The organism is Streptomyces sp. NPDC087420 (assembly GCF_044744165.1).
In the GTDB taxonomy this organism is placed as follows: domain Bacteria; phylum Actinomycetota; class Actinomycetes; order Streptomycetales; family Streptomycetaceae; genus Streptomyces.
The window spans coordinates 524,857-546,091 of record NZ_JBIUXU010000005.1 but is presented as its reverse complement, the minus strand read 5'-3'; the positions used below and the strand labels follow the sequence as shown (position 1 = coordinate 546,091).

19 protein-coding genes are annotated in these 21,235 nt (G+C 72.3%); 10 read left to right on the top strand and 9 right to left on the bottom strand.

Annotated features, from left to right (window positions below; translation table 11 throughout):
- Positions 1 to 15: 15 nt before the first annotated feature.
- From ACIO1C_RS13285 to ACIO1C_RS13275, 3 genes are all read right to left on the bottom strand, one after another.
- Positions 16 to 2,982 (bottom strand): AAA family ATPase, encoded by a 2,967-nt coding sequence (locus ACIO1C_RS13285; RefSeq protein ID WP_401862127.1) that lies wholly within the window; start codon positions 2,980 to 2,982, stop codon positions 16 to 18.
- Positions 2,983 to 3,120: 138 nt separating this feature from the next.
- Complete coding sequence (locus ACIO1C_RS13280; protein WP_401862125.1) at positions 3,121 to 4,056, bottom strand: alpha/beta hydrolase family protein; 936 nt, start codon at positions 4,054 to 4,056, stop codon at positions 3,121 to 3,123.
- Positions 4,057 to 4,447: 391 nt separating this feature from the next.
- A complete protein-coding gene (locus ACIO1C_RS13275) occupies positions 4,448 to 4,936 on the bottom strand; it encodes a DUF4265 domain-containing protein (RefSeq protein ID WP_401862123.1) in 489 nt (162 codons plus the stop codon).
- Positions 4,937 to 5,338: 402 nt separating this feature from the next.
- Between ACIO1C_RS13275 and ACIO1C_RS13270 the strand changes: the two genes are divergently transcribed.
- Entirely contained in the window at positions 5,339 to 6,496 is a 1,158-nt protein-coding gene (locus ACIO1C_RS13270) for a M48 family metalloprotease (protein WP_401862121.1), read from the top strand.
- 52 nt (positions 6,497 to 6,548) lie between these two features.
- Complete coding sequence (gene thpR / locus ACIO1C_RS13265) at positions 6,549 to 7,157, top strand: RNA 2',3'-cyclic phosphodiesterase (protein WP_401862119.1); 609 nt, start codon at positions 6,549 to 6,551, stop codon at positions 7,155 to 7,157.
- Between the two features lie 94 nt (positions 7,158 to 7,251).
- On the opposite strand, the gene ACIO1C_RS13260 is transcribed toward thpR, so the two are convergent.
- A complete protein-coding gene (locus tag ACIO1C_RS13260) occupies positions 7,252 to 7,443 on the bottom strand; it encodes a hypothetical protein (RefSeq protein WP_401862116.1) in 192 nt (63 codons plus the stop codon).
- Positions 7,444 to 7,605: 162 nt separating this feature from the next.
- Between ACIO1C_RS13260 and ACIO1C_RS13255 the strand changes: the two genes are divergently transcribed.
- The 3 genes from ACIO1C_RS13255 to ACIO1C_RS13245 all read left to right on the top strand — a co-directional run bounded on the left by ACIO1C_RS13255 (position 7,606) and on the right by ACIO1C_RS13245 (position 10,026).
- A complete protein-coding gene (locus ACIO1C_RS13255; RefSeq protein WP_401862199.1) occupies positions 7,606 to 7,779 on the top strand; it encodes a CsbD family protein in 174 nt (57 codons plus the stop codon).
- Between the two features lie 260 nt (positions 7,780 to 8,039).
- Positions 8,040 to 9,008 (top strand): RNA polymerase sigma factor, encoded by a 969-nt coding sequence (locus ACIO1C_RS13250; protein ID WP_401862113.1) that lies wholly within the window; start codon positions 8,040 to 8,042, stop codon positions 9,006 to 9,008.
- Between the two features lie 112 nt (positions 9,009 to 9,120).
- Positions 9,121 to 10,026, top strand: a complete 906-nt coding sequence (locus tag ACIO1C_RS13245; RefSeq protein WP_401862111.1) for an alpha/beta fold hydrolase — start codon at positions 9,121 to 9,123, stop codon at positions 10,024 to 10,026.
- Positions 10,027 to 10,072: 46 nt separating this feature from the next.
- On the opposite strand, the gene ACIO1C_RS13240 is transcribed toward ACIO1C_RS13245, so the two are convergent.
- Positions 10,073 to 10,786, bottom strand: a complete 714-nt coding sequence (locus ACIO1C_RS13240; RefSeq protein ID WP_401862108.1) for a TetR/AcrR family transcriptional regulator — start codon at positions 10,784 to 10,786, stop codon at positions 10,073 to 10,075.
- A gap of 100 nt (positions 10,787 to 10,886) precedes the next feature.
- Between ACIO1C_RS13240 and ACIO1C_RS13235 the strand changes: the two genes are divergently transcribed.
- The gene (locus ACIO1C_RS13235; RefSeq protein WP_401862105.1) at positions 10,887 to 11,825 is read left to right on the top strand and encodes an NADP-dependent oxidoreductase; all 939 of its coding nucleotides are present in this window, start codon (positions 10,887 to 10,889) and stop codon (positions 11,823 to 11,825) included.
- Positions 11,826 to 11,865: 40 nt separating this feature from the next.
- A complete protein-coding gene (locus ACIO1C_RS13230; RefSeq protein ID WP_401862102.1) occupies positions 11,866 to 12,546 on the top strand; it encodes an SDR family NAD(P)-dependent oxidoreductase in 681 nt (226 codons plus the stop codon).
- A gap of 85 nt (positions 12,547 to 12,631) precedes the next feature.
- Here the strand turns inward: ACIO1C_RS13230 and ACIO1C_RS13225 are convergent, their stop codons facing one another.
- Positions 12,632 to 13,210 carry a TetR/AcrR family transcriptional regulator gene (locus ACIO1C_RS13225; protein ID WP_401862099.1) on the bottom strand — a complete coding sequence of 193 codons (579 nt, stop codon included), beginning with the start codon at positions 13,208 to 13,210 and terminating at the stop codon, positions 12,632 to 12,634.
- A 90-nt stretch (positions 13,211 to 13,300) separates the two neighbouring features.
- Between ACIO1C_RS13225 and ACIO1C_RS13220 the strand changes: the two genes are divergently transcribed.
- Complete coding sequence (locus ACIO1C_RS13220; RefSeq protein WP_401862096.1) at positions 13,301 to 13,747, top strand: anthrone oxygenase family protein; 447 nt, start codon at positions 13,301 to 13,303, stop codon at positions 13,745 to 13,747.
- 81 nt (positions 13,748 to 13,828) lie between these two features.
- Here the strand turns inward: ACIO1C_RS13220 and ACIO1C_RS13215 are convergent, their stop codons facing one another.
- Complete coding sequence (locus tag ACIO1C_RS13215) at positions 13,829 to 15,613, bottom strand: SMI1/KNR4 family protein (protein ID WP_401862094.1); 1,785 nt, start codon at positions 15,611 to 15,613, stop codon at positions 13,829 to 13,831.
- Positions 15,614 to 15,781: 168 nt separating this feature from the next.
- On the opposite strand from ACIO1C_RS13215, the gene ACIO1C_RS13210 reads away from it, so the two are divergent.
- Entirely contained in the window at positions 15,782 to 16,924 is a 1,143-nt protein-coding gene (locus ACIO1C_RS13210; RefSeq protein ID WP_401862091.1) for a DUF5954 family protein, read from the top strand.
- Between the two features lie 88 nt (positions 16,925 to 17,012).
- On the opposite strand, the gene ACIO1C_RS13205 is transcribed toward ACIO1C_RS13210, so the two are convergent.
- A complete protein-coding gene (locus ACIO1C_RS13205; RefSeq protein ID WP_401862088.1) occupies positions 17,013 to 18,236 on the bottom strand; it encodes an RICIN domain-containing protein in 1,224 nt (407 codons plus the stop codon).
- 56 nt (positions 18,237 to 18,292) lie between these two features.
- Positions 18,293 to 20,509: an MMPL family transporter gene (locus tag ACIO1C_RS13200; RefSeq protein ID WP_401862085.1), complete on the bottom strand. Its 2,217-nt coding sequence runs from the start codon at positions 20,507 to 20,509 to the stop codon at positions 18,293 to 18,295.
- A 121-nt stretch (positions 20,510 to 20,630) separates the two neighbouring features.
- Between ACIO1C_RS13200 and ACIO1C_RS13195 the strand changes: the two genes are divergently transcribed.
- Positions 20,631 to 21,233: a TetR family transcriptional regulator gene (locus ACIO1C_RS13195; protein ID WP_401862082.1), complete on the top strand. Its 603-nt coding sequence runs from the start codon at positions 20,631 to 20,633 to the stop codon at positions 21,231 to 21,233.
- Positions 21,234 to 21,235 lie beyond the last annotated feature (2 nt).

The following is a 21,235-nucleotide window of genomic DNA, read 5'->3' as shown; positions in this document are numbered from 1 at the left end:
CGTCGTGGGTGCGGTCTAGGTCTGGTCGAGTCGCCGGACGAGTTCGGTGCGGGAGCGGATGCCCAGTGTGGCGAAGACGTTGCGCAGGTGGTGGTCGACGGTGCGGGGGCTCAGTGACAGTCGCAGTGCCACCTCGCGGTTGGTGGCGCCCTCCGCCACGCAGCGGGCTATCCGCTGCTGCTGGGGCGTGAGCGTGCGCAACGGGCCGGGATCGCGGGGGCGGTCGCCGGTCGGGTCGGACACCGTCTCGCCGGCGGCGCGCAGTTCGCCGCGTACCCGCCCCGACCAGAGATCCGCGCCGCACCGCTCGAAGGCGATGAGGGCGTCACGCAGCGGGCCTCTGGCCTCACGGGTCCTGCGACGGCGCCGGAGCCAGTGGCCGTGGAGGAGTTGGGTACGGGCGCGTTCGAAGTCCCCGGGCGCGTGTTCGTGCCGGCGCAGTGCCTCCTCGTACCACTGCGCGGCCTGGCCGGCAGGGGCCAGCAGGGCCTGGCAGCGGGCCAGTTGGGCGGGTGCCTGCGGGTCAGCGGTGTGGGCCGCCCAAACGGTGAACTCCTCAACGGCGCTACGGGCGTGGGGCCCGGCGCCCTGTCCTGCCAGGACGAGGGCCTCGATGTAACAGGGCACGGCCGGCATCCGGACGGCGAAGTGGCCGCCCCGGAGGCCCGGCCCGACCAGCGGTGCCAGGCGTGCGGCAGCCTCGGCGCAGCGGCCGTCGGCCAGCTCCGCGCGGGCCAGGGCCCAGCCGGCGAGGGTGGCGGCCTGGGTGAGCCCGTGGGGTCCCGCGGCGGCCAGCGCGGCCCGCGCGTGGATCGCGCAGAGGCCGGCGTCGCCCTCGACGGAGGCGGCGAGGGCGAGTACGGCGTGCAGGTGGGCCATGGCGTTGCGCTGCCCGAGCCGTCCCGCCACGGCGAGTCCCTCCCGGGCGTGGGCACGGGCTCGCGCGTGGCGCCCGGCACGCAGTTCACCGTAGGCGAGGTGTTCCAGCGCTTGGGGCAGCAGCGCGTCGGCCCCTCGGGCGCGCACCACGGCCAACGCCCTGGCTCCCACCCGGCAGGCCGTGTCCACCTCGCCCAGCACCAGGGCGGCGACCCCGGCCCTCAACAGTCCCTCGGGCTCCCACGGTTCCCCCGGCTCCGGCCCCGGCCTGCCCGTCTGCCCGCTCGCCGGATCAGGGCCCGGGATCTGCTCCCGGGTGCGGATCCGCACTTGGGCCCCGGTGCCCTCCGCCGCCGTACCCGCCGTCCCGCCGACACCCGCCGACCGCCCGGCCGCATACGCGCTGACCGCCGGCCCCGCGATGCCGCCGGAGCCGGCGGCGGCGCGCGAACCCCGGTCCCCCATCGCGCCCAAGTACCCCCGCAGCAGCGCGTGTCCCTCACCCGTACGGCCGGCCAGGACCGCCGACATGCCCGCCCGGTACGACTCCAGCACCGGGTCGGCCGGCTCAGGACGTATACGGTCCAGCGCCTCGCGGCAGGCCGGTGCGTCGCCCATGGCCCAGGCCGCCTCCGCCGCGCCCAGCAGCGCGCTCACGGCCCGTTCCGTGTCGTGCGAGGGGAGCAGGTCCGCCGCCGTCAGCAGGGTTTCCCTGGCGTCGGCCGCCGGACCGTCGCGCAGGGCGAGCAGCCCGTGGACGTAGTGCGCGCGCCCCGGCGCCGGTACGGTCCGCACCCGTGCCAGCAGCAGGCGGGCCTCCCCGGGCCGCCCGGCCAGCCACGCCTGCTCGGCGGCCGCGGCCAAGCGCGCGCCGCGCAGGACCTCGTCCGCCGTGAGCCCGGCCGCGCGGACCAGCGCTCCGGCCCGGTCCGCGTACGGACGCGGCGGGGCGGCCGCCCTGGTCAGCGCGTCCGCCAGCGCCGCGTCGGGCCCGGGCGCGGCGCAGGCCGCCTGGACCAGGCGTGGCAGTGATTGGTGAGGGCCGTCCAGGGCGGCGGCCAGGGTGCGGTGCACGGCGCGGCGCCGGGCCGGGGGCGCGGTGCGCAGGACCGCCGCACGCAGCAGCGGGTGGGTGAAGCGGACCCGGCCGCCCCCGCTGCGTACGACTCCCGCGTGCTCGGCGGGTGCCAGCCGGCCGGGGCGGATCCCGGCGGACCTCTCAACTCTCAGCAGCAGTAGGGCGTCCGCCCCCGCCTCGTCCGGTTCGTGCTCGGCCGCGGCGGCGGCGAAGAGCAGCAGGGCCCGGGTGTCATCGGGCAGCGCGTCGAGACAGGCCGCGTAGGCGTCCAGCAGATCCTCACCGCCGGGCAGCGGCCGCGGCAAGGGCTGCCGGCCGGCGAGCTGCGCGGTGCTCAGGTGTCCGGCAAGGGCGGTGAGCAGCCGGGGGTTTCCCGCGCCCTCGCGGCGCAACTCCTCCCGTACCGCCGGGTGTAATTGATGCCCCGTCAGGTCGTCGAGCAGCGCGTCGGCCGCGTCGTCGTCCAGGGAGCCAAGGCGCAGCGCGGGCAGTCCGGCGAAGGCGTCCGCGCCCGGCCCGTGGTCCGCCGCCGTGAGCAGGACCGCGACCCGGCCGCGGGCCGGCAGCCGGCGGGCCGCGAAGGCGAGTGCCGCGCGGGACGCGGGATCCCAGGCGTGGGCGTCGTCCACCAGGACGAGGAGCGGTTCACGGGCGCCGGTCTCCGTCAGACGGCCGAGCAGGGCGGTACCGGCGGGCCCCGCCCGTACCCCGGCGCCGAGCGGGAGGGGAAGCGGCGCGGGCGCCCGTGGGGACGCGTGCGGCGCTGAGCACAGGAGCGCGTGCAACCCGCTGTAGGGCAGCAGCCGTTCGGCCGGCGCGGCCTCGGCGCGCAGGACCGTGCCGTCCGCGTGTGCGGCGGTGGCGTGGTCCAGCAGTGCGGTGCGGCCGAGGCCCGGTGGCGCGGTCAGTACGAGTGTGCCGCCGTAACCGGCCCTCAGGCGGTCCAGCAGCGAGCCCAGGATGGCGAGTTCGCCGCTCCGGCCGTACAGCGGACGTGAACTACGCACGGTCGTCGATGAGTTCATATCCGTGACGTTACTTGCGCGTAACGGACGCCGGAAGGCCCGCGTCCACGGCGGTGCGGCCCGTGGCGCGGGTCTTGGGCGCCGACCCAGCCGGGCCGGCGCCCCGCTGTGCGCCGGCACAGCTGAACGGACGGTGAGTCAGGAGTGCGGGCAGTTGCCCCGGTACTCCTCGATGGTGAGGCTCGGCCTCGGCAGCGGGCAGAGGAACTGCTCGTACCGGGTGTCGTCGTCGATGAACCGCTTCAGCCACGAGATGCTGTACTTGGCGATCGTGGTGTCGGAGGAGTTCGGCGTGAAGTGCGTGGCGCCGTTGAGCTCCAGATACGCCTTGTCCAGCGAGCTGGGCAGCGAGGTGTAGAACGGCTCCGAGTGCGAGGCCACGGGCGCGACCGTGTCCCCGTCCGCGCCGATGATGAGGGTGGGTGTACGGACCTCGGGCCAGGACTTGTCGGTGTTCCAGCCGGTCAGCGGGATCGCGGCCTGGAGGGACGGCCGGCTCTTGGCGGCCTCCAGAGTCCCGCCTCCGCCCATCGAGTGGCCCATGACTCCCAGACGCGTGGAGTCGATGCGGGTGCGTACCGACGAACGCTGCGTCAGATGGTCCAGCGCGGCCAGCAGTTGGCGTCCCCGGCTGTCCGGCTGGTCGAGGGTGGTGTTGGTGTCGATGGTGAAGACGACAAAACCCTGGGAGGCGAGCCGGGGACCGAGCCAGGAGATGCTCGACTGGGTGGCGGTGAAGCCGGGCGAGATCACGACGGCCCCGAAAGTGCCGTCCGCGGTGCTGGTGGGGTAGTAGACGGTCCCGCCGCCGAAGCCGGTGACGCTCACCGAGGAGACGGAAGTCTGCGAGACGGCGTAGGAACCACGGGCCGCCTCGATACTGGACACGGAGGGCGCGGGACCGCGCTCGTACGGGTTGGCGGCGGCCTGGGCCCCGGCGGTACCGGGGACCAACGCGGCGACCAGCGCGGCGGCGGTGACCGCACCGGCCCACAGCGTACGCGGGCCGGACCGGGCACGACGGGGACGAAGGCGGGGAGGAACTGGGGTACGGGCGTCGGAGAGCGGGTGCACTGGGGGGCCTCTCGGTCGAGGCGGGACCACTCCGGAGCCTCTGACGCACCGGGTGGTCACCGCCGTACGGACTGACGGACTGACGGACTGACGGAGGCCACTGTCACCGCCCGAACGGCCCCCCGGCATCGGCGAGTTCACCGGTCATCACGGAAGTCCCCACGCGGGACGTCACCGCACAGGGCGGTACTGCCTTGCGCCGCGCGTTCTCCACGTCCGCGATCCGCAGGTCACCGAGGGGAGACGGAGGTTGCCGGTACGGCGTCCGTGCCGACATCGGCGTCGGTCGCCGACGGGCAGTACGCGAGGCGGGATCTCCGAAGGCGAACTCCCCGTCGTGCTCGGGCAGGCGCCCGCCCTTCGGGTGGGCCAGAAGGATGTCCAGAACTGCTCAGGCGTTCCACCACTCGCTGGTGCCGCAGCCGACTTCGTAGTGCCACCATCCTTCCTCCTGCCCTCGTGTCAGGAGTGCTTTGATCCCCGAGAAGTCCGCGTCAGCAAGCACGGTAAAGGCCACCATGGGAAAGTCTTCGCTGAAGACCTCGCCCCCAAGCCCAAACTCTGACAGGCGTTGATGCACCGCCTGCGGGCTACGTCCCAGCGGCCCGGTCGGGACCGGTACGACGCGGATCGTGCAGGTGCCGGAAGGTCTGACTCGCCCTACTGCCCAGTTGAGTCCGTCGGAGTCCGTTTTGAACCTGACCACGTCACCTTCAGCCACACCGTCCTGAAGGAACGGTGCGTTCCGCACACTGGCCGTGTCGTCGCTGAGCTTCGTCGCCCAAAGGCCCTCGGTGTCCTGCGGGAACCATCCTTCGCGAGGGACGAAACGGAACCAGACCTTGACCTTCTCGACTGTGGTCTCCATGACGGCCATCATGCTCGGACACCAACAGTGGCCCCACCAGACCCCACGGTCCGGGTCAACGTCGCCAGCTCCCGGCAGTCGGCCAAGGCCACCACCAAGCGCTGCCAGGACGTTGAAAACACGTTGATGTGAAGGCGGCGGGCGGGCCATTCAATTGGCCTGCTGGGCAGCTCATATGGTGGGATCACCCGACCGCCGGATGCGGGTCGACATGATCGGTGTCGGAGGGCACGGTCGGGTGAATGGGGTCCGGGGCCGACGGCCCGGCTGGGGAGTGGGGGGATCGTGGGAACACCGAGTGTCGCCTTGGGGCAGAGGGAGTCGTGCCCGGAATGCGGGTCCGGGATGGCGGTGAATCGGGGGTTCGTGACCTGGTGTGCCGCGTGCGACTGGAACGTCGATCCCGGTGCGCCCGTGCCTGCCGCCGGCCGTGTCGACGCCCTGCGTCGGCGCCTGGCCCAGCGTCACGGCCAGTGGCTCGCGGACGAGATGGCTCGCGGTGCGCGGCTGCGCCCGCGTCGCGACGCGGCCAGTGTTCTCGCGTACCTCGTCGCGCTGGCGGTCCACGGCAGCACCGTGATGCTGACGGCCGGAGGAGCCGTGCTGATCGTCGCGGGCTGGGAGACGGTGGTCCAGCCGATGCTGGGGGCCGGGTTCCTGCTGCTGGCCGTGACCGTCCGGCCCCGGGTCGGCCGCCTGCCCGAGGACGTGCCGGTGCTGACCCGGGACGACGCGCCCCGTCTGTTCGCTCTCGTCGACGAGGTCGCGGCGGTCGTCGGTACGACAGGTGTCCACCGTGTGGTCGTCCTGCCCGGCGCGAACGCCGCCGTCGCCACGTACGGGGTGAGAGGCCGCCGGGTGCTGTACCTCGGGCTCGGTCTGTGGGAGATCCTCACACCCGCGCAGCGGGTCGCGCTCCTCGGCCACGAGCTCGGTCACTACGCGCACGGCGACACCCGGCACTCGAAGGTGGTCGACACCGCCCTGCGTACTCTCGCCGTTCTGGTGACCGTGCTGACGCCGGACGTCCCCCAGGGGCTGCTGGCCCGTATGGGGGCGGTGATGCTGCTGGTGCTGCGCGCGGCGGTGCTCGGCATCCTCGTCCTGCTGGACCATCTCACGCTACGGGCCTCCCAACGCGCCGAATACCTCGCCGACGCGGCGGCCGGCCGTGTCGCCTCCACATCCGCCGTCGTCGGGCTGATGGACCTCCTCCTCGTCAGCGACACGGTCCAGGACAAGCTGCGCCGGGAGTCGGTCCTCGCCCACACCGGTATCGGGGGACGCCGCCCGCGCGACTCCGAACAGGGACTGTGGGAGCGGCTGGCCGCGCAGACCGGGGCCATCCCGCCCGAGGAGTACGAGCGCATGCGCCGGGCCGGTGAACGGCGCGGCCACAGCGCGGACTCGACGCACCCGCCCACCCATCTGCGCCGGCGGCACATGGCCGAGGGCGAACAGCGCCCGGCGCGGGTGACATGTGACGACGGCGCCGCCCAGGCGATCGCGGCGGAACTGGCCCCGGCGCGGGCGAGCACGGCGCGGCACGTCATCCGGGACTACGCGGGCTGAGCCCCTCCCCCGCGCCCACGCGGACTGACGCAGATGCTGTACGAAGAGCGGTGTGAACGAACCGACTCGGCCCGCGACCACGCGCGTATTCATCGCCCTGGCCCCGCCGGACCACGCGAAGGAAGAACTGGGCCGGGAGCTGCGCACCGCCTATGACACACACCCTCACATGCGGTGGAACCGCATCGAGGACTGGCACATCACCCTGGCGTTCCTCGGCGAACTACCGGCCGAGACGGTCCCGCTTCTGCGCCGGCCGCTCGCCGGTCTCGCGGCACACCACCGGCCGCCCCGCCTGGCACTCCACGGCAGCGGCAGCTTCGACGACCGGGTGCTGTGGAGCGGACTCGACGGCGACCTCGATGACCTGCACGCGCTCGCCGCCGGCGTGCGTACCGTCGTCAAGGACTGCGGTGTCGTCTTCGAGGCCCGGCCTCTGCACCCGCATCTGACGTTGGCCCGTGCCCGTCGAGGAGACCACTCCTCCGTGGGGGAAATCGCCGAAACGTTCTCCGGATTCACCGGCCGCCGGTGGTCGGCCGAACGTCTGCACCTGGTCGGCAGCAACGTCGGCCGCAGCCCCGGGCCGATCCGCTACCGCGACATCGAAGCGTGGCCCCTCGGTGACGGGAACTCCGCCGCGTCCCGTAACAGAAAGTGATCACTCCGCATCACTTAGGAGTCGGGGGAATCGGGTCGAGCGCGGCCCCGGCGCAGCCCTCCGGTCCCAGCCGGTGCGCGCCCGCCGGGGCCGGTCAGTCGAGCGTACGCAGCAGCAGCCGCACCACTCCCGTGACTCCTTGCCCGATCCACCGGAGAAGTCCTACCTCCACGGCCAGCTCGGCGGCATCCGCGGCCGTGTCCGCCCGGTCCGACTCAGAACGGCACCGGGAGCAGGAACGGGGCCAACGGCGCTTCTGCGCACCGCACTTCTTGCACGTCGCCATGACTTCATTCTCCCCGACCGCCCGGGGACAGGTGGGACGGCGGGCCTGCGGGGTGGGTGGTGCGGAGAGAGGCGCGATCGCGTCGGAGGTTTAGCCGACGGCGTACGGGCGAGGCGAAAGGTGTCCAGCGATACTCGACTAGCAGGGCAGGACGTGAGCACGATGAAGGACAACGAGAAGACCGAGGCGAAGGTCGAGCAGGCCAAGGGCAAGGTCAAGAAGGCGGCCGGCCGTGCGGTGGGGAACGAGCGCATGACGGCCGAGGGCCGCGCCGAGGAGTCGAAGGGCGACGTTCGGCAGGCCAAGGAGAAGGTGAAGGACGCCTTCAAGGACTGACGCCCTCCTCTGAACCGCAGGGCACGCCCGAAGTCGGAGGGGCCGACCAGCCACGGCTGGTCGGCCCCTCCGGCGTTGTCGCGCAGAGTTGTTGCCGCTCATCGTGTGTCACCACCGCCGACCCCGCCACCACCACACCGGCGGGGGCGCGTTCCGATCTGGTGTGCCGGGCAGATCTGTGCCGGGCAGATCGGCCAAGGGGCGCGCAGTAATCTCGTAGTACGGTCGCGCACGACGGCGGGCGCGGGAAGAAGGGCCTGATGAACCAGTACGCGGGCGAAGCCGCACTGCTTGAGGACGCGGCGCTCACGCGGGCCGCGCAGGCGGGTGAGGTCGCCGCCCTGGGACTGCTGCTGGAACGGCACCGGGCCGGGATGCGCGCGGTGGCCCTCAGCATTCTGGGCCCGGGACCCGACGTCGACGACGTCGTCCAGGACGCGGCCGTGACCGCGCTGCGGCGCGTGGGCGACGTGCGCGACCCGGCGGCCGTGGGCGCCTGGCTGCGGATGATCGTACGTAACGCAAGCCGCTCCCTGGTGCGCGGAGCCGTACCGTACCGGCCGATCGACGATCTGCGCCTGCCCTCCACGGACGCCGGACCGGAGCAGTGGCTGGAGCGGCACATCCTGCGGAACTGGATCTGGGAGGCCATGGAGGAGCTCTCCCCCGCGCTGCGCCTGCCCATGGTGCTTCGCCATTTCAGCACCGGCGTCACCTCGTACGAGCGGATCGCCGAGGCGTGCGGGGTCCCGGTCGGCACGGTGCGCAGCCGGCTCAGCCAGGGACGGGCCAAGCTCGCGACGGCCCTCGCCGCCACGGCGGACGCACCGCACGGCGACACCGCGCGGCGGGTCCGCGCCAGTCGTGCGGAGGCACGCGAGACACTGGCCGCCGCCGAGAGCGGACGCTTCGGCGCGCTGCTGAAGGAGCGCTGGTCACCCGAGATCGCCCTGCTGCGGGGGAACGAGCCGGTGGGCGGCAGGAGCGTCCTGACCCGTGGCATGAACTGTGACCTGGAGGCCGGTGTGCGCCAGCGCCTGGTCCACGCCGTGGCGGGCCGGTCCCTGGCCGTCTGGGAGATGGACCTCCTCAGCCCGGTCGACCACCCCGACCACTGCCCGCCCTCGGTGGCGTGGGTGATGACCCTGGACGGCGCCGGCCGGCCGCACCGGCTGCGCCTGCTGCACCCCAGGCCGGTGGCGGCCCTCCAGGCACTGACCCCTGTGTGAGGGGCCAGGCACGTACCGCCGTGTGACGGGCGTCACATCGCGGGAATCGAACTTCGCCCTTTCTCCGGCGTCCTGCCGGTGTCATCGACACCTGCCGGATACGGAGAACCCCATGACCACCTCTGCGACCGATCCTCTGGCCGCCGGATCGCACGCCGTCGAGATCGACGGTGTCGTACAGCGCTATCACGTCCACGGCACGGGCCCGGTGTGTGTCGCGCATTCCGGCGGGCCGGGCATCGACTGGGAATACCTGCGCGTGCCCGCACTGGAGCGCCACCTGACGATGGTGTATCCGGAACCGGTCGGCAGCGGCGCCTCCGGCCGTCTGCCGTCCCACCCCAACGGCTACACCCGGGCTCTCTACAGCCGGTTCCTCGGGGAGCTGATCGAGCACCTCGGCGTCCCGGAGGTGCACCTGCTGGGGCATTCGCACGGCGGCTTCGTCGTCCAGTACCACGCCCTGCACCACCCCGGGCGCGTCGCCGGGGTCATCCTCTACGAGAGCGCGCCGGTGACCGGTCCCGAGCACGGCGCCGAGGCCATGCGCCTGGTGCAGCTGTTCGCGGCACGGAACGCCGACCGGCCCGGACTCCCCGACGTTCTCGCGGCGTTCCAGGCCATCCCCACCATCTCCGACGACGCGCGGATGAACTCCGTCGTCAAGGGCCTGCTCCCCGCGTACTTCGCCGACTACTGGGGCCGGGAGGAGGAGTTCGCGCCCTTCCGCGCCTCCGTGCGGGCGTCCCACATCTCCGGGCTGGACGAGAATCTCGTACCGGACGTCATCGACGATCGTGCCGCTCTCGGCTCGCTCACCGTGCCGGCCCTCGTGGTCGTCGGCCGCCACGACGTCATCTGCGGGGTGCGGTGGGCCGAGGAACTGCACCGGCTGATCCCCGGATCGGAACTGCTGATCCTGGAGGACAGCGGGCACTTCGGCCACCTGGAAGAGCCGGCGGCCTTCGCACGGGCGGTGACGCGTTTTGTGACGGATACGGCGCGAAGCGCGGCATGACCTCGCGTCGTACGCACCAGGAACACCTGGGGCCGGGACGCGCGGTTCAGGCCGGGCCGGGCCGGGAGACGCGCACCATGGCTCGGTACAGGGCCGCGGGCGCGGGCGCCTCAGGCAGGGCGGGGAGCGGGGCGCCGGGGGCGGCGTAGGAACGGAGCATGTGGGCGGTGAGGCGGCGCCAGGTGTCGGGGGCCGCCTCACCGGTGGCGTTGATGACACCGGCGTTGGCCATCAGCAGGATGACGAGGTCCTCGCTGGTGAAGTCGTCGCGGAGGTGACCGGTGCCCTTGGCGCGGGCGATGAGTTCGAGGAAGGCGTGGTACGACTCGGCGCGGCGCTTCTCCAGGGCCTTGGCGGCGGGGAAGGTCATGGTCAGGACGTCGGCGAAACCGCGGTCGGCGGCCTGCATGGCGCAGACGGCGGTGATGTAGCCGGTGAAGCCGCGCCACGGCTCGGGGTCGGCGAGGGCTTCGGTGACGGCTGAGGCGTAGGCGTCCATGCGGTCGGCGAAGACGGCGTTGACGAGCTCGTCGCGGGTGGCGAAGCGGCGGGAGAGGGTGGCTTTGCCGACCCCGGCTTCGCGGGCGACGGAGGCCAGGGACACGCCCAGCCCTTCGGTGGCGAAGAGGCGGCGGGCGGCGGCCAGGATGCGGTCGCGGTTGCGTTCGGCGTCGGCGCGCAGCCCGGTGTCGGGCGTGCGGCCTGGGGTCTCGCCGGGCGCACGGCCGGCGGTCTCGTCGGGGGCTGCGTCGCTGTTCATGCCCCCACTCTAACGAAGTGGAACAGGCGACCCGCTTGTGTTGTTACGCTGACGGCACTGGAAACGGGAAGGCCGTTCCACTTACCGAAGGGTGTCAGCCATGCGTGCTCTCGTACTGAACGAGGTGCCTTCCAGTCCGGCCGTGGCCGAGGTCGGCGTCCCCCGCCCGGAGGCCGGTGAGCTGTTGGTGAAGGTGGCCGTGTCGTCGGTGAACGGGTTCGACGCGGCGACGGCGGCCGGTCATCTGCGGGGGTTGATGGAGCACCGGTTCCCGCTGGTGGTCGGCAAGGACTTCGCGGGAACCGTCGAGGCGCTGGGTGAGGGCGCCGGGGGCTTCGCCGTCGGCGACGCGGTCTTCGGCGTGATCATGAAGCCCTTCCTGGGCACCGGGTCGTTGGCCGAGTACGTGACCGTGTCCGCCGGCTACGGCGTCGCCCACGTCCCGGCGGGTCTGGACATCAAGGACGCGGGCGCGCTGGGCCTGGCCGGGACCGCGGCCTTCGACAGCCTGACCACCCTGGACGTCGCCAAGGACGAGACCGTGCTGGTCTCCGGCGCCACCGGAGGGGTCGGCGCGCTCGCCGTACAGCTCGCCGCCGCCCTCGGCGCCCGCGTGATCGCCACCGCGCGCCCGGGCGCCGAGGCCGGCTTCGTATCGGGCCTGACGGACGCCGAGGTCGCCGTCGTGGACTTCACCGGCGACCTCGCCGCCCAGGTCCGTGCCCTCGCCCCCGAGGGCGTCGACGCGGTCATGCACCTGGCCGGGGACGGCGTGCAACTCGCCACGTTGGTCAAGCCGGGCGGCCGGATGGCGTCCACGGTCGGCCTGACCCAGGAGGCCGTCACCGGACAGGACGTGACCGTCCACGGCGTCATGGCCGACGCGAACGCCCAGACCCTGACCACGCTCGCGGAGAAGGCCGCCTCGGGTGCGCTGCGCGTCCCGGTCACCGCCACGTTCCCGCTGGAACAGGCCGCGGAGGCGTTCGCCGCGTTCGGCGCGGGGGCGCTCGGCAAGATCGCCGTCACCTGCTCCTGACCGCCCTGTTCCCCCGTACCAAGGAAAGCAGAGCCTGATCGTGTCCACCATCGCCATCGTCGGCGCCGGCCCCGGCATGGGCCTGGCCATCGCCCGTACCTTCGGCAGTCGCGGCTTCGACGTCGCCCTGATCGCCCGCGGCAAGGGCAAGCTCGACGCCCTGGCCGAGCGGCTCGGCGGCGAGGGGATCACCGCCGAGGGGTTCGCCGCCGACGTCATGGACCGGCCGTCCCTGGCCGCCGCGCTGGAGGCCGTCAAGGCCCGGTTCGGCTCCATCGACGTGCTGGAGTACTCCCCGGCCCCGCACTCCCCGGTGCCCGGCTTCACCCGGGCCGCTCCGTCCGAGGTGACGGTGGAGAACCTCCAGCCGCAGATCGAGTACTCCTTCTACGGCGCCGTCGAAGCCGCCCGCGCGGTGCTGCCCGCGATGCGCGAGGCCGGGGCGGGGACGCTGCTGTTCACCACCGGAGGCGGCTCGGTCGACCCCGTCCCGATGCTCGGCAACGTCAACGCCGCCGCGGCGGCCCTGCGCAACTGGGTCGTCAACCTGAACAAGGAACTGACCGGCAGCGGCGTCCACGCCGCGCACGTCGCGATCGGCGTATGGATCGGCGCGGGAGGCCCCGAGGGCTTCCCCACTGCCACGTCGGAGCAGATCGCTCCCCTGTACTGGGAGCTGCACGAGGCACGCGACCGCGCGGAGGCCGTCTTCACCGGCTGACGGTCCGGTCCTCGACCGCGAAGTCGCGATGGACCTGCCGGGGACCGGTCGTCAGCCGCCGGCGGACACCCCGGCTGACGGTGGGTCAGACCACGGCGAGCCGGTCCACCAGCAGCTCCACCCTGCGCCCGGTGTCCTCCGGCGGCAGCCGTCCCGCCCGGGTCAGGGTGGCCAGCCCGTGCAGAGCCGCCCAGAACACCTCGGTGAACAGTCCCGGGTGGACGCCGTCCCCGGCGACCTCGGCGAGGCTTTCCAGCAGGGCTTCGAAGGCGTCCTTCAGAGGCTCCGGGGTCTCCTCGTTCGCGAACGCCAGGCCGCCGTCGAGTTGGAACATGGCGTCGTAGACCGCCGGGTTGCGTGCGGCGAAGTCGAGGTAGGCGCGGGCGAGAGCGGTGACCCGGGTGCGGGGGCCGTCCGCGGCGGAGGTCGCGGTCCGCACCGCCGCGGCCATCTCGGCGGCGCCTTCGAGGGCGACGGCGCCGATGATCTCGCGTTTGCCTCGGAAGTGGCTGTAGAGGACGGGCTGGCTGTATTCGATGCGCTCGGCGAGCCGGCGGGTGGTGACCGCGTCCCAGCCCTGCCGCTCGGCGAGTTCGCGGGCTGTCGCCACGATGAGACGTTCGCGCTCCGCCCGTTCGCGCTGCTTGCGTTCCTGTACCGACATGATTCGATCCTAGCATCGCTAGACAATCGAGCGGCGCCAGCACTAGCGTTGCCTCATTATCTAGCAACACTAGAAAACGGGAAGGTCGCCATGCTCGACGCACTTGAGGTGTTCACCACCGTGATCGTCGGCCTGATGGTGGGGGTGGAGTTCTCCGTCGCCTTCGTCATCAACCCGATCCTCAACGCGCTCCCCGGTGACAGTGGCCAACTCGGCCGCGCCCACGGGGGCCGGATGCTCGGCGCCGTGATGCCGGTCTGGTACATCGGCTCGCTCGTCCTGAGCGCGGTCTGGGCCGTCGCCGGACGGCACCACCCCGGCACCGGCCTCGTCGTCACCGCCGGCGCGCTGCTGATCGTGAGCGTGATCATGTCGCTCCTGCTGCTCGTCCCGATCAACAACCGGGGCAAGACGTGGACCCCCGAGAACCGGCCCGAGGACTGGAAGGAGCAGATGAACCGCTGGGACCGCTACCACTACGTCCGGGTCGCCGTCATCATCGCCGCCTTCACCCTGCTGGCCGCCGCCCTCGCCTGAGCCCGCGTTCCTCCCGGTGTAGAGCTCGCCACCGTGGTGGATGGGGTCCCACTCATTTTGATCACGACCCGATACGCCGCCCTAGACCGCCACGTCCGCAGCCAGGTCCGCCGCCAGGTCGTCGCGCCAGCGCACGGAGAGCCGCCGGCTCAGAACCGTCGCCGCCGCCGTCGGCAGAGGCAGCAGCAGGAATTCGCGCAACGCCCCGGCCCCCGCGTCCCGCATGGCCCACGCGCCGAGATCGGCGGCGGTGACGGGTGCCGGGTCCGGTTGATGCCGGGCCGCGTCCAGCAGCCCCCGCGCCGCCCTGGCCTCCGCCGCCAGGGTCCTCATCCGCAGATCGAGGGCCCCGTCGGCCGAAAGGTCCACCGGTTCGTTCCGGTGGATCCGTTCCAGCGCCCGCGCGATCTCCGGGTAGGTGTCGATGGCGGTCTCGGACGCCAGCCGGGCGAGCTGCGCCGCCGTCGCGGAGCGCAATCGCTCCGGCGGCGTCCGGTCGACGAGGCCGCCGAGGTCGAAGTCACCACGTATCAAGGAGACCGGGTGCCGCGCCGGTTGCAGGTCGTCAAGGACCGGCAGGAGCAGCGCGCTCAGCACCGGCCCGTCGCCCTCACTGCGCGGATCCCAGGTGATGCCGTATTCCGTCGCCAGGTCTGCCAGGAGCCGGGTGTACGCGGCCGTCGAGCCCGGCCAGGGATCGACGCCGGCTCTCTGCCACTCCCGTCCGCCGGGTCCGGTCACGTAATCCTCCCGGGGCGAGTCGATCCGCCGTGCCCCTTCGGAGCGCTCCGCCCCGTACTCGACAACGGTGACTCGTACCTCGGGCCCCTGCTTCGCGAGCTTCACGACCCGGGTCCCCCGGGACAGCCTGCGGAGGACCTCCGGACGCCCGAACTGGGCGTCACCGCCTTCCTGTGTGACGTACGACCACCTCTCACCGCACCGGCCGGCCCGGACCATGGGACGGTACGCGGCCCAGGGCGACGCGGCGGACAGCCGTGCCTGCTCCCGGCTGCGCGGCCCGGCGGTCGCGGGCACGGAGCCCAGCCGGTCCAGCAGTTCCTCCGGCGGGACGCCCGCCGCGAACACGAGGTCCGGCTGCACGGGCGGTGCCTGCCCGGGCGGGGCTCCGAAGGTTCCGACCGTAAGAACGGCGTAGAGCCCGTCCGGCCGCGAGAGGGGCGGGGCGGGTTCGGCCGCAGGCGGGACCCGCGGCTCTACGGCCTCGGCGGCGAGACCTAGCGGAGAGACCGGATCGGGGATGGTCGTCCTGTCGTCGTCCCAGATCAACCGGCCGTCGACGGCGAGCGGCGTCCGCCCGTTGAAGATGCTGCCGTTCTCCAGAGAGGTGGCGAAGTCGGCGAGAACGTGGCGCAGTGTCGGCCACGCGGTGAAGGACGGGCTGTCCTCGTCGAAGTACCGGCCGACACGGCCGTGGTGCGGACCGGGGCGCGAGACCAGGAAGAGTCCGTCGGACGACTGCCAGCCGATGCCCAGGGTGATCAGGAGGCGTTCGTGCGGCCAGTACGCGTACTGGTCCCGTTCCTCCTCGTCGAGATCGGCCTCGTCCTCGGCGACGTCCGATCCGATGCCCCGTAGGAACTCCGTACTGTGAACGATGTCCTCGACGCCGGACAGCGGTCCGTAATATCCCAGCGTCAGGGTTCCGTCCTGGAGTTGTACGCCGTCGTGACGCAGCAGCGATTCCCTCAGGTCGGAGGGGAACGCCACTCCCAGACGGAGTTCGGCCGCCGCGATGTCCTCCGGGAGGGCCGGCGGCCGGAGCAGCCCGTGGCTGATGGCGGCGTGCTGTGCGAGCCATGCCTCGATACGGGCCCAGGACTGCTCGACGGTGATCGTGATCATGTCGGCACTCTAGGGGCGGGCACTGACAGTCCCCTGAGGCGAGCGGCGCGATGGCCGAGCGCACCGGAAGCGGGGCCCCGGGGAGGCCGGTGGCGGCGGTGCTGCCCGGATGGGTCGGGAATCAGAAAACCGGCAATGCGCGCCTGCCGCGGTCGGCAGGATGGGGGCATGGGTCATCGGGATGAGAGTGCGGACCGGATGCGGCCGATCGTCGTGAGGCAGCCGCAGGGGCCGGTGGAGGAGGTCACGGAGGCGGACGCGCTCGACGCCATACTGGATGAGCGGGCGATGCTGGTGCGGGGGCCGCTGTTCGGAGTGGTCGCACAGGACACGCAGGACACGCAGGACACGCAGGACGCGGGGGACGCGGGGGACGCGTCGCCGTGGCGGGTCGTGGTCCCGGTGGTGGCCGGCTGTCCGCAGGAGGCCAGGGACAGCCTCAACTCGTTACTGTGGTTCCGGGCGAAGGACGACGCCCAGGACAGGGCGGAACGGCGTGCCCTGTTGGCGGCGGTCGCCCGGCTGGAGAGCGAACGCGTCGACGAGCTGACCGTACTCGGAACCCGCTACCGGGTGGTGCGCGCCGAGGAGTACACCGCCGCCGGGCCGGACGGCATCGAGCAGCCTCGGCCGACCGATCCTGAGCCCTCCGTGCCGAATTGGGACCGCGGCGCCCGGGAGCCGGGGATCGACGACGGCCTGGTCCTGGACCCGGAAGCGGCGGTCACACCCGTCCAGGCCGCGGAACGGCTGGCACGGCGCCAACTGGCGTACACCGGAGCCCGGTTCCCCGAAGATGTGCTCAACGACTCCGAACGGGCGCTGGACACCCACCCCGACGTGTTGTTGCTGCCCGCGCTGTTCAGGATCGTGGAACAGGACGGCGCCGCGTGGAAGGCGGCCAGCGGCCTGCACGCCGGCGCGCACGAAGCCCGCAAGACACTGGACTTCTCGCTCACCTGGTTCGAGCCGCGACGGCGGGGCCTCATCGCCTGGGACTCCGAGGACAGGAATGCCGACGCTCGTACGGTGACCGCCAAGGGCACCGACGCCGCGACCCCGGAGCTGGCCGCCTACGCCGAGGCCGCCGACCGGCTCCGGGCCGAACGCGCCAACCGGATCGAGGTCCAGGGCACCGTCCACCAGGTCTGCCGCGCCCGCCGACTGCTGCGCTGGGGCACCGACGGGCCCGAAGGACCACGCCCGTCCGACATCGACAGCCATCCTCCCGAGCAGATTCGCCCCCTGCTCGACGAGGACGGCACCATCCACTACGAGGACGAAGAAGAGGACGAGGACCACGACGGCTGAAACACGGTTCATGTACGGCCCCGGGGGCGGGGGTCGCCTCCGGGGCCGTACTCCGGGAGTGGATTGCCGACAGGATCCTGACAGGCTGTCAGACGGGCAGGGTAAATTGCTGGTTCGTTCCGCCCGCACACGTCCAGATCTGCAACCGGGCGCCGTTGGCGGTGGAGCGGTCCACGACGTCGAGGCACTTGCCGGACGCGGGGTTCACCAGGGTGTTGCCCGCGCCCTTCTGCCATTTCTGGGCGCCGCTGCCGTTGCAGTCGTACAGCTGCGCCTTGGTGCCGTTGGCCGTACCGGCCGCCGCGAGGTCCAGGCACTTGCCGAGCGCCTGGATCGAACCGTCCGGGGCCACCGTCCAGCGTTGCGCCGTGGAGCCGTTGCAGTCGTAGAGCTGGACCGCGGTGCCGTTGGCGGTGCTCGCCGCCGCCACGTCGACACACTTGCCGCCGAGGCCGGTGATCCGGCCGGAGCCGCCGGTGGGCGGGTTCGGGTCACCGGGCGGGGGCGTGCCCGCGTACGGGTTGGCGATGATGGTGACGGTCCGGTTCTGCACGCCCCAGTTGTTCGCCTGGGTCCCCGGCGGGAGCCAGATGTCCACGGTGTTGTTCTGGATCCAGGTCCCGATGTCGGCGGCGTAGCAGATGCCGTACCCGGGGACGCTGAAGTAGGTGCCCCACGGGATCACCCGTGGATCGACGGCACAGACGCCGAGTTGGGCCTTGTAGCCCGACGCCGTCGTCCCGGTGTCGTTGTAGGCGGTGACCTTCATGTCGATGGTCCGGCCGGCCGGCGTCACCCACGGGACGACCGAGCCGTTGGCGTTGAGCTGGTACGGCGCCGAGAGCTGGCCGGTCGACGGGTCGGTGGCGCTCTGGTCGGACAGCGCGATCACGTTGTAGTAGGCGTTCTCGCAGGGCGCCGTGTCGGTGATGGTGATCGTCGGCTGGTCGTAACCGAGGAGCCAGGCGATCGGCTGGCCGTTGCGCCACAGCCGGTAGGACTGGGCGCCGGGAACCCGGTTGAACGTGACGGCGACCCGGCCCCCGGCCAGAGACCCGGTGACTCCGGTGGGGGCGGGCAGCCGCTGGGTGAAGTTCACCGCGGGGGAGGTCTGGAGGGGCGGAATCCAGGGGGACACCGGCCGTTCCGGCGGGATCACGTCGCTCCAGAACGGACAGGCCGGCAGCGCCGCGGTGGACGCGGCGGTGGCGGGCGGGGTCAGTCCCGGTACCAGCATGCCGAACAGCGCCAGCGCGAACGCCACAGCGGCGATCACACCGAACCGGGTCCGGCCGATTCGTTCCCTAGTCATGAACATGATCAGGACTATGGTCCAGACCAATGCGGCCGTCAATGGCGTCCATGCCGTCAGTGGCGGGTCATCGCCAGATCTGCGTGATCGGGGGCGGGTTGGGGAGTGCTCAGGCGCGCGCCCTCGAGGTCCACGTCGGGCAGTCGCCGGGCGAGCCGGGCCGGCAGCCACCAGGCGGCGTGCCCGGTCAGGGCCAGCACCGCCGGGACGAGTGTCATCCGTACGACGAAGGCGTCTATCAGGACACCGAGGGCGAGGGCGAACGCCACCTGCTTGAGGATCATGCCCTCGCTGCTGATGAACGCCGCGAACACGGCCACCATGATCAGAGCCGCGGCGGTCACCACACGGGCGCTGTGCCGGGCACCCATGTGGATCGCGTGGAGGGGCCGGCGGGTGTGGGCGTAGGACTCGTGGATACGGGAGACCAGGAACACCTCGTAGTCCATGGCCAGCCCGAACAGGACAGCCATGACCACGACGGGGAGGAACGACGCCGTCGGGGTGGACCCGTCGACCCCCACCAGCTCCCGGAAGTGGCCGTTCTGGAAGACGCCGACCGTGGCGCCGAACGTCGCCGCGACGGACAGCAGGAACCCGGCCGCCGCCTTCAGCGGGACGACGAAGGACCGGAAGACGATCAGCAGGAGCACCAGGGACAGGCCGACCACCACGGCGCCGAAGGGCACCAGGGCGGAGGCCAGTTGGACGGATACGTCGATCGACACCGCCGTCTGGCCCGTGACCCGGATGCTCGCTCCCGTCTCCTCGGCGACCCGCCCCGCCCGGTCGCGGATCGTGGTCACCAGGTCTTTGGTGGTCTGCGCGTCGGGCGCCCCCCGGGGAACGAGCTGGACGACGGCGTACGTACCTGAGCCGTTCACCTTGGGCGGGGCGACGGCTGCCACGTCGTCCAGACCCTTCAGGTCCCTGGCGACGGCAGCGGCCGCGGCCTGGGGTGACGCGGTGTCACCGGTGTCGGCCAGGACGACGAGAGGGCCGTTGAAGCCGGGGCCGAAGGTGCGGGAGATCGTGTCGTAGGCCGCGCGCTGCGAGGAGTGCGCGGGCGCGGAGCCGTTGTCCGGCAGGGCGAGGTTCAGGTCCTTCGCGGGCCACGCCAGCGCGCCGAGCGCCGCGAGCACGGCGAGCGTCGTCAGCCAGGGCTTGGCGGTGGCGAGGCGGACCCAGCGTTCGCCGAGGTTCGCCGCCCGGGTGTCGGGCCCGGCCACGGCCACCTCCCGGGCGGCGGCGCGCGATCCGGGCCTCGGTACGAGGCGGGTGCCGACCACGCCCAGCAGTGCGGGCAGCAGGGTGAGCGCCACCGCGACCCCGGCCAGCACCGCGAGGGCCGCGCACAGGCCCATCACGGTCAGGAACGGGATCCCGACGACGGAGAGTCCGGCCATGGCGATGATGACGGTCAGTCCGGCGAAGACCACCGCGCTGCCGGCGGTCCCGGCCGCCAGTGCCGCCGATTCCTCCGGACTCCTTCCCTCGGCCAGGTGCGAGCGGTGCCGGGAGAGGATGAACAGGGCGTAGTCGATGCCGACCGCGAGGCCGATCATCAGGGCCAGGGTCAGGGCGGTGGAGGAGATGCCGGCCACCCCGGTCAGCGCCAGGACCCCGCCCACCCCGGCCAGTACCCCGGCCAGCGCGGTGAGCAGCGGCATGCCCGCCGCCAGCAGCGAACCGAAGGTGATCGCCAGGACGAGCACGGCGACCAGTACGCCGATGAGGTCCTGGGCGCCGGGCTCGGCGCCGCCACCGCTGAACGCCGACCCGCCGAGATCCACACGCAGGCCCGCCTCCCGGGCCGGGGCCGCGGTGGCGTCCAGCGCGTCCAGGCTGTCCGCGTCCAGGTCGTTCTTGGACACGTCGTAACCGACCTGGGCGACGGCGACTCCCCCGTCGGCCGAGACGGTGCCCGTCGCCTCGGGCGCGGTCACGCCGGCGACCTGCGGGGCGCGGGCCGCCCTGGCCAGCGTGTCGTCGATCGCCGCCTTGAAAGGCGCTTCCTTGACGCTCTCGCCCGCGGGTGCGGTGAACACGAGTTGGGCGCTGGTCCCCGCGGCGCCGGGAAACGCCCGGCCCATGACGTCCAGGGCCTGCTGGGACTCCGAGCCGGGGATCGAGAACTCGTCGTCCAGGCGCCCCGTGCCGCCGAACGCCGCGCTCATGGCGATCACGGCGGCCAAGAGGCCCAGCCAGCAGGCGAACACCAGTCGGCGGCAACGGAAACAGGACCGGCCGAGCCGGTACAGGAGGGTGGCCATGGGTGTGCTCCAGAAGGAAGGCCTCGGAGAAAGCCGGGCGCGAAAGTGGCAGCGCTGCCATGTTAGCTCAAGTGGCAGCTCTGCCACTTTCCGGGGGGTGGGAGCTTGCGATAATCCGCGTATGGACAGCCCTGGACTCCGTGAACGGAACAAGCAGAAGACGCGCCGGGCCATCGAGGAGGCCGCCGCGCGCCTCTTCGGCGAGCGAGGTTTCGAGCACACGACCGTGCGCGACATCGCCACGGCCGCCGGGGTCGGGGAGCGGACCTTCTTCCGCTACTTCCCCTCGAAGGAGTCCCTGATCGTCGGTCAGGTCCGCGACCTGATCCCCCGGTTGGCCCGCCTTCTGCGCGAACGCCCGGCCGCCGAGGCCCCCTACCGGGCCATGTGCAACGCCGTACTGACACTGGCCGGCGAGCACGACGTACCGCCGGCCATCTTCATCACCGGTTCGCCGAAGGATCTGACGCCGAACGCGTCCCGTACCGACCGGTTCCTCCTGAGAGACCTCGAACAGGCCGTCACGGCCGCCATGGAGGAGCGGCTGGGCGCCGGCGAGGACGCTCCGGAGCTGCGCCTGCGGGCGGCGGTCAAGGCCCGGGCGGGAGTCTCCGCCCTGCGCGGGCTGCTCGCGGTCCACGCAGGGAGCACCTTGACGACAAGCCTGAGCATGAAGCAGCTCGCGGGCCTGGTCGAGGACGCGTTCGCCGCGCTGGACGACTGACG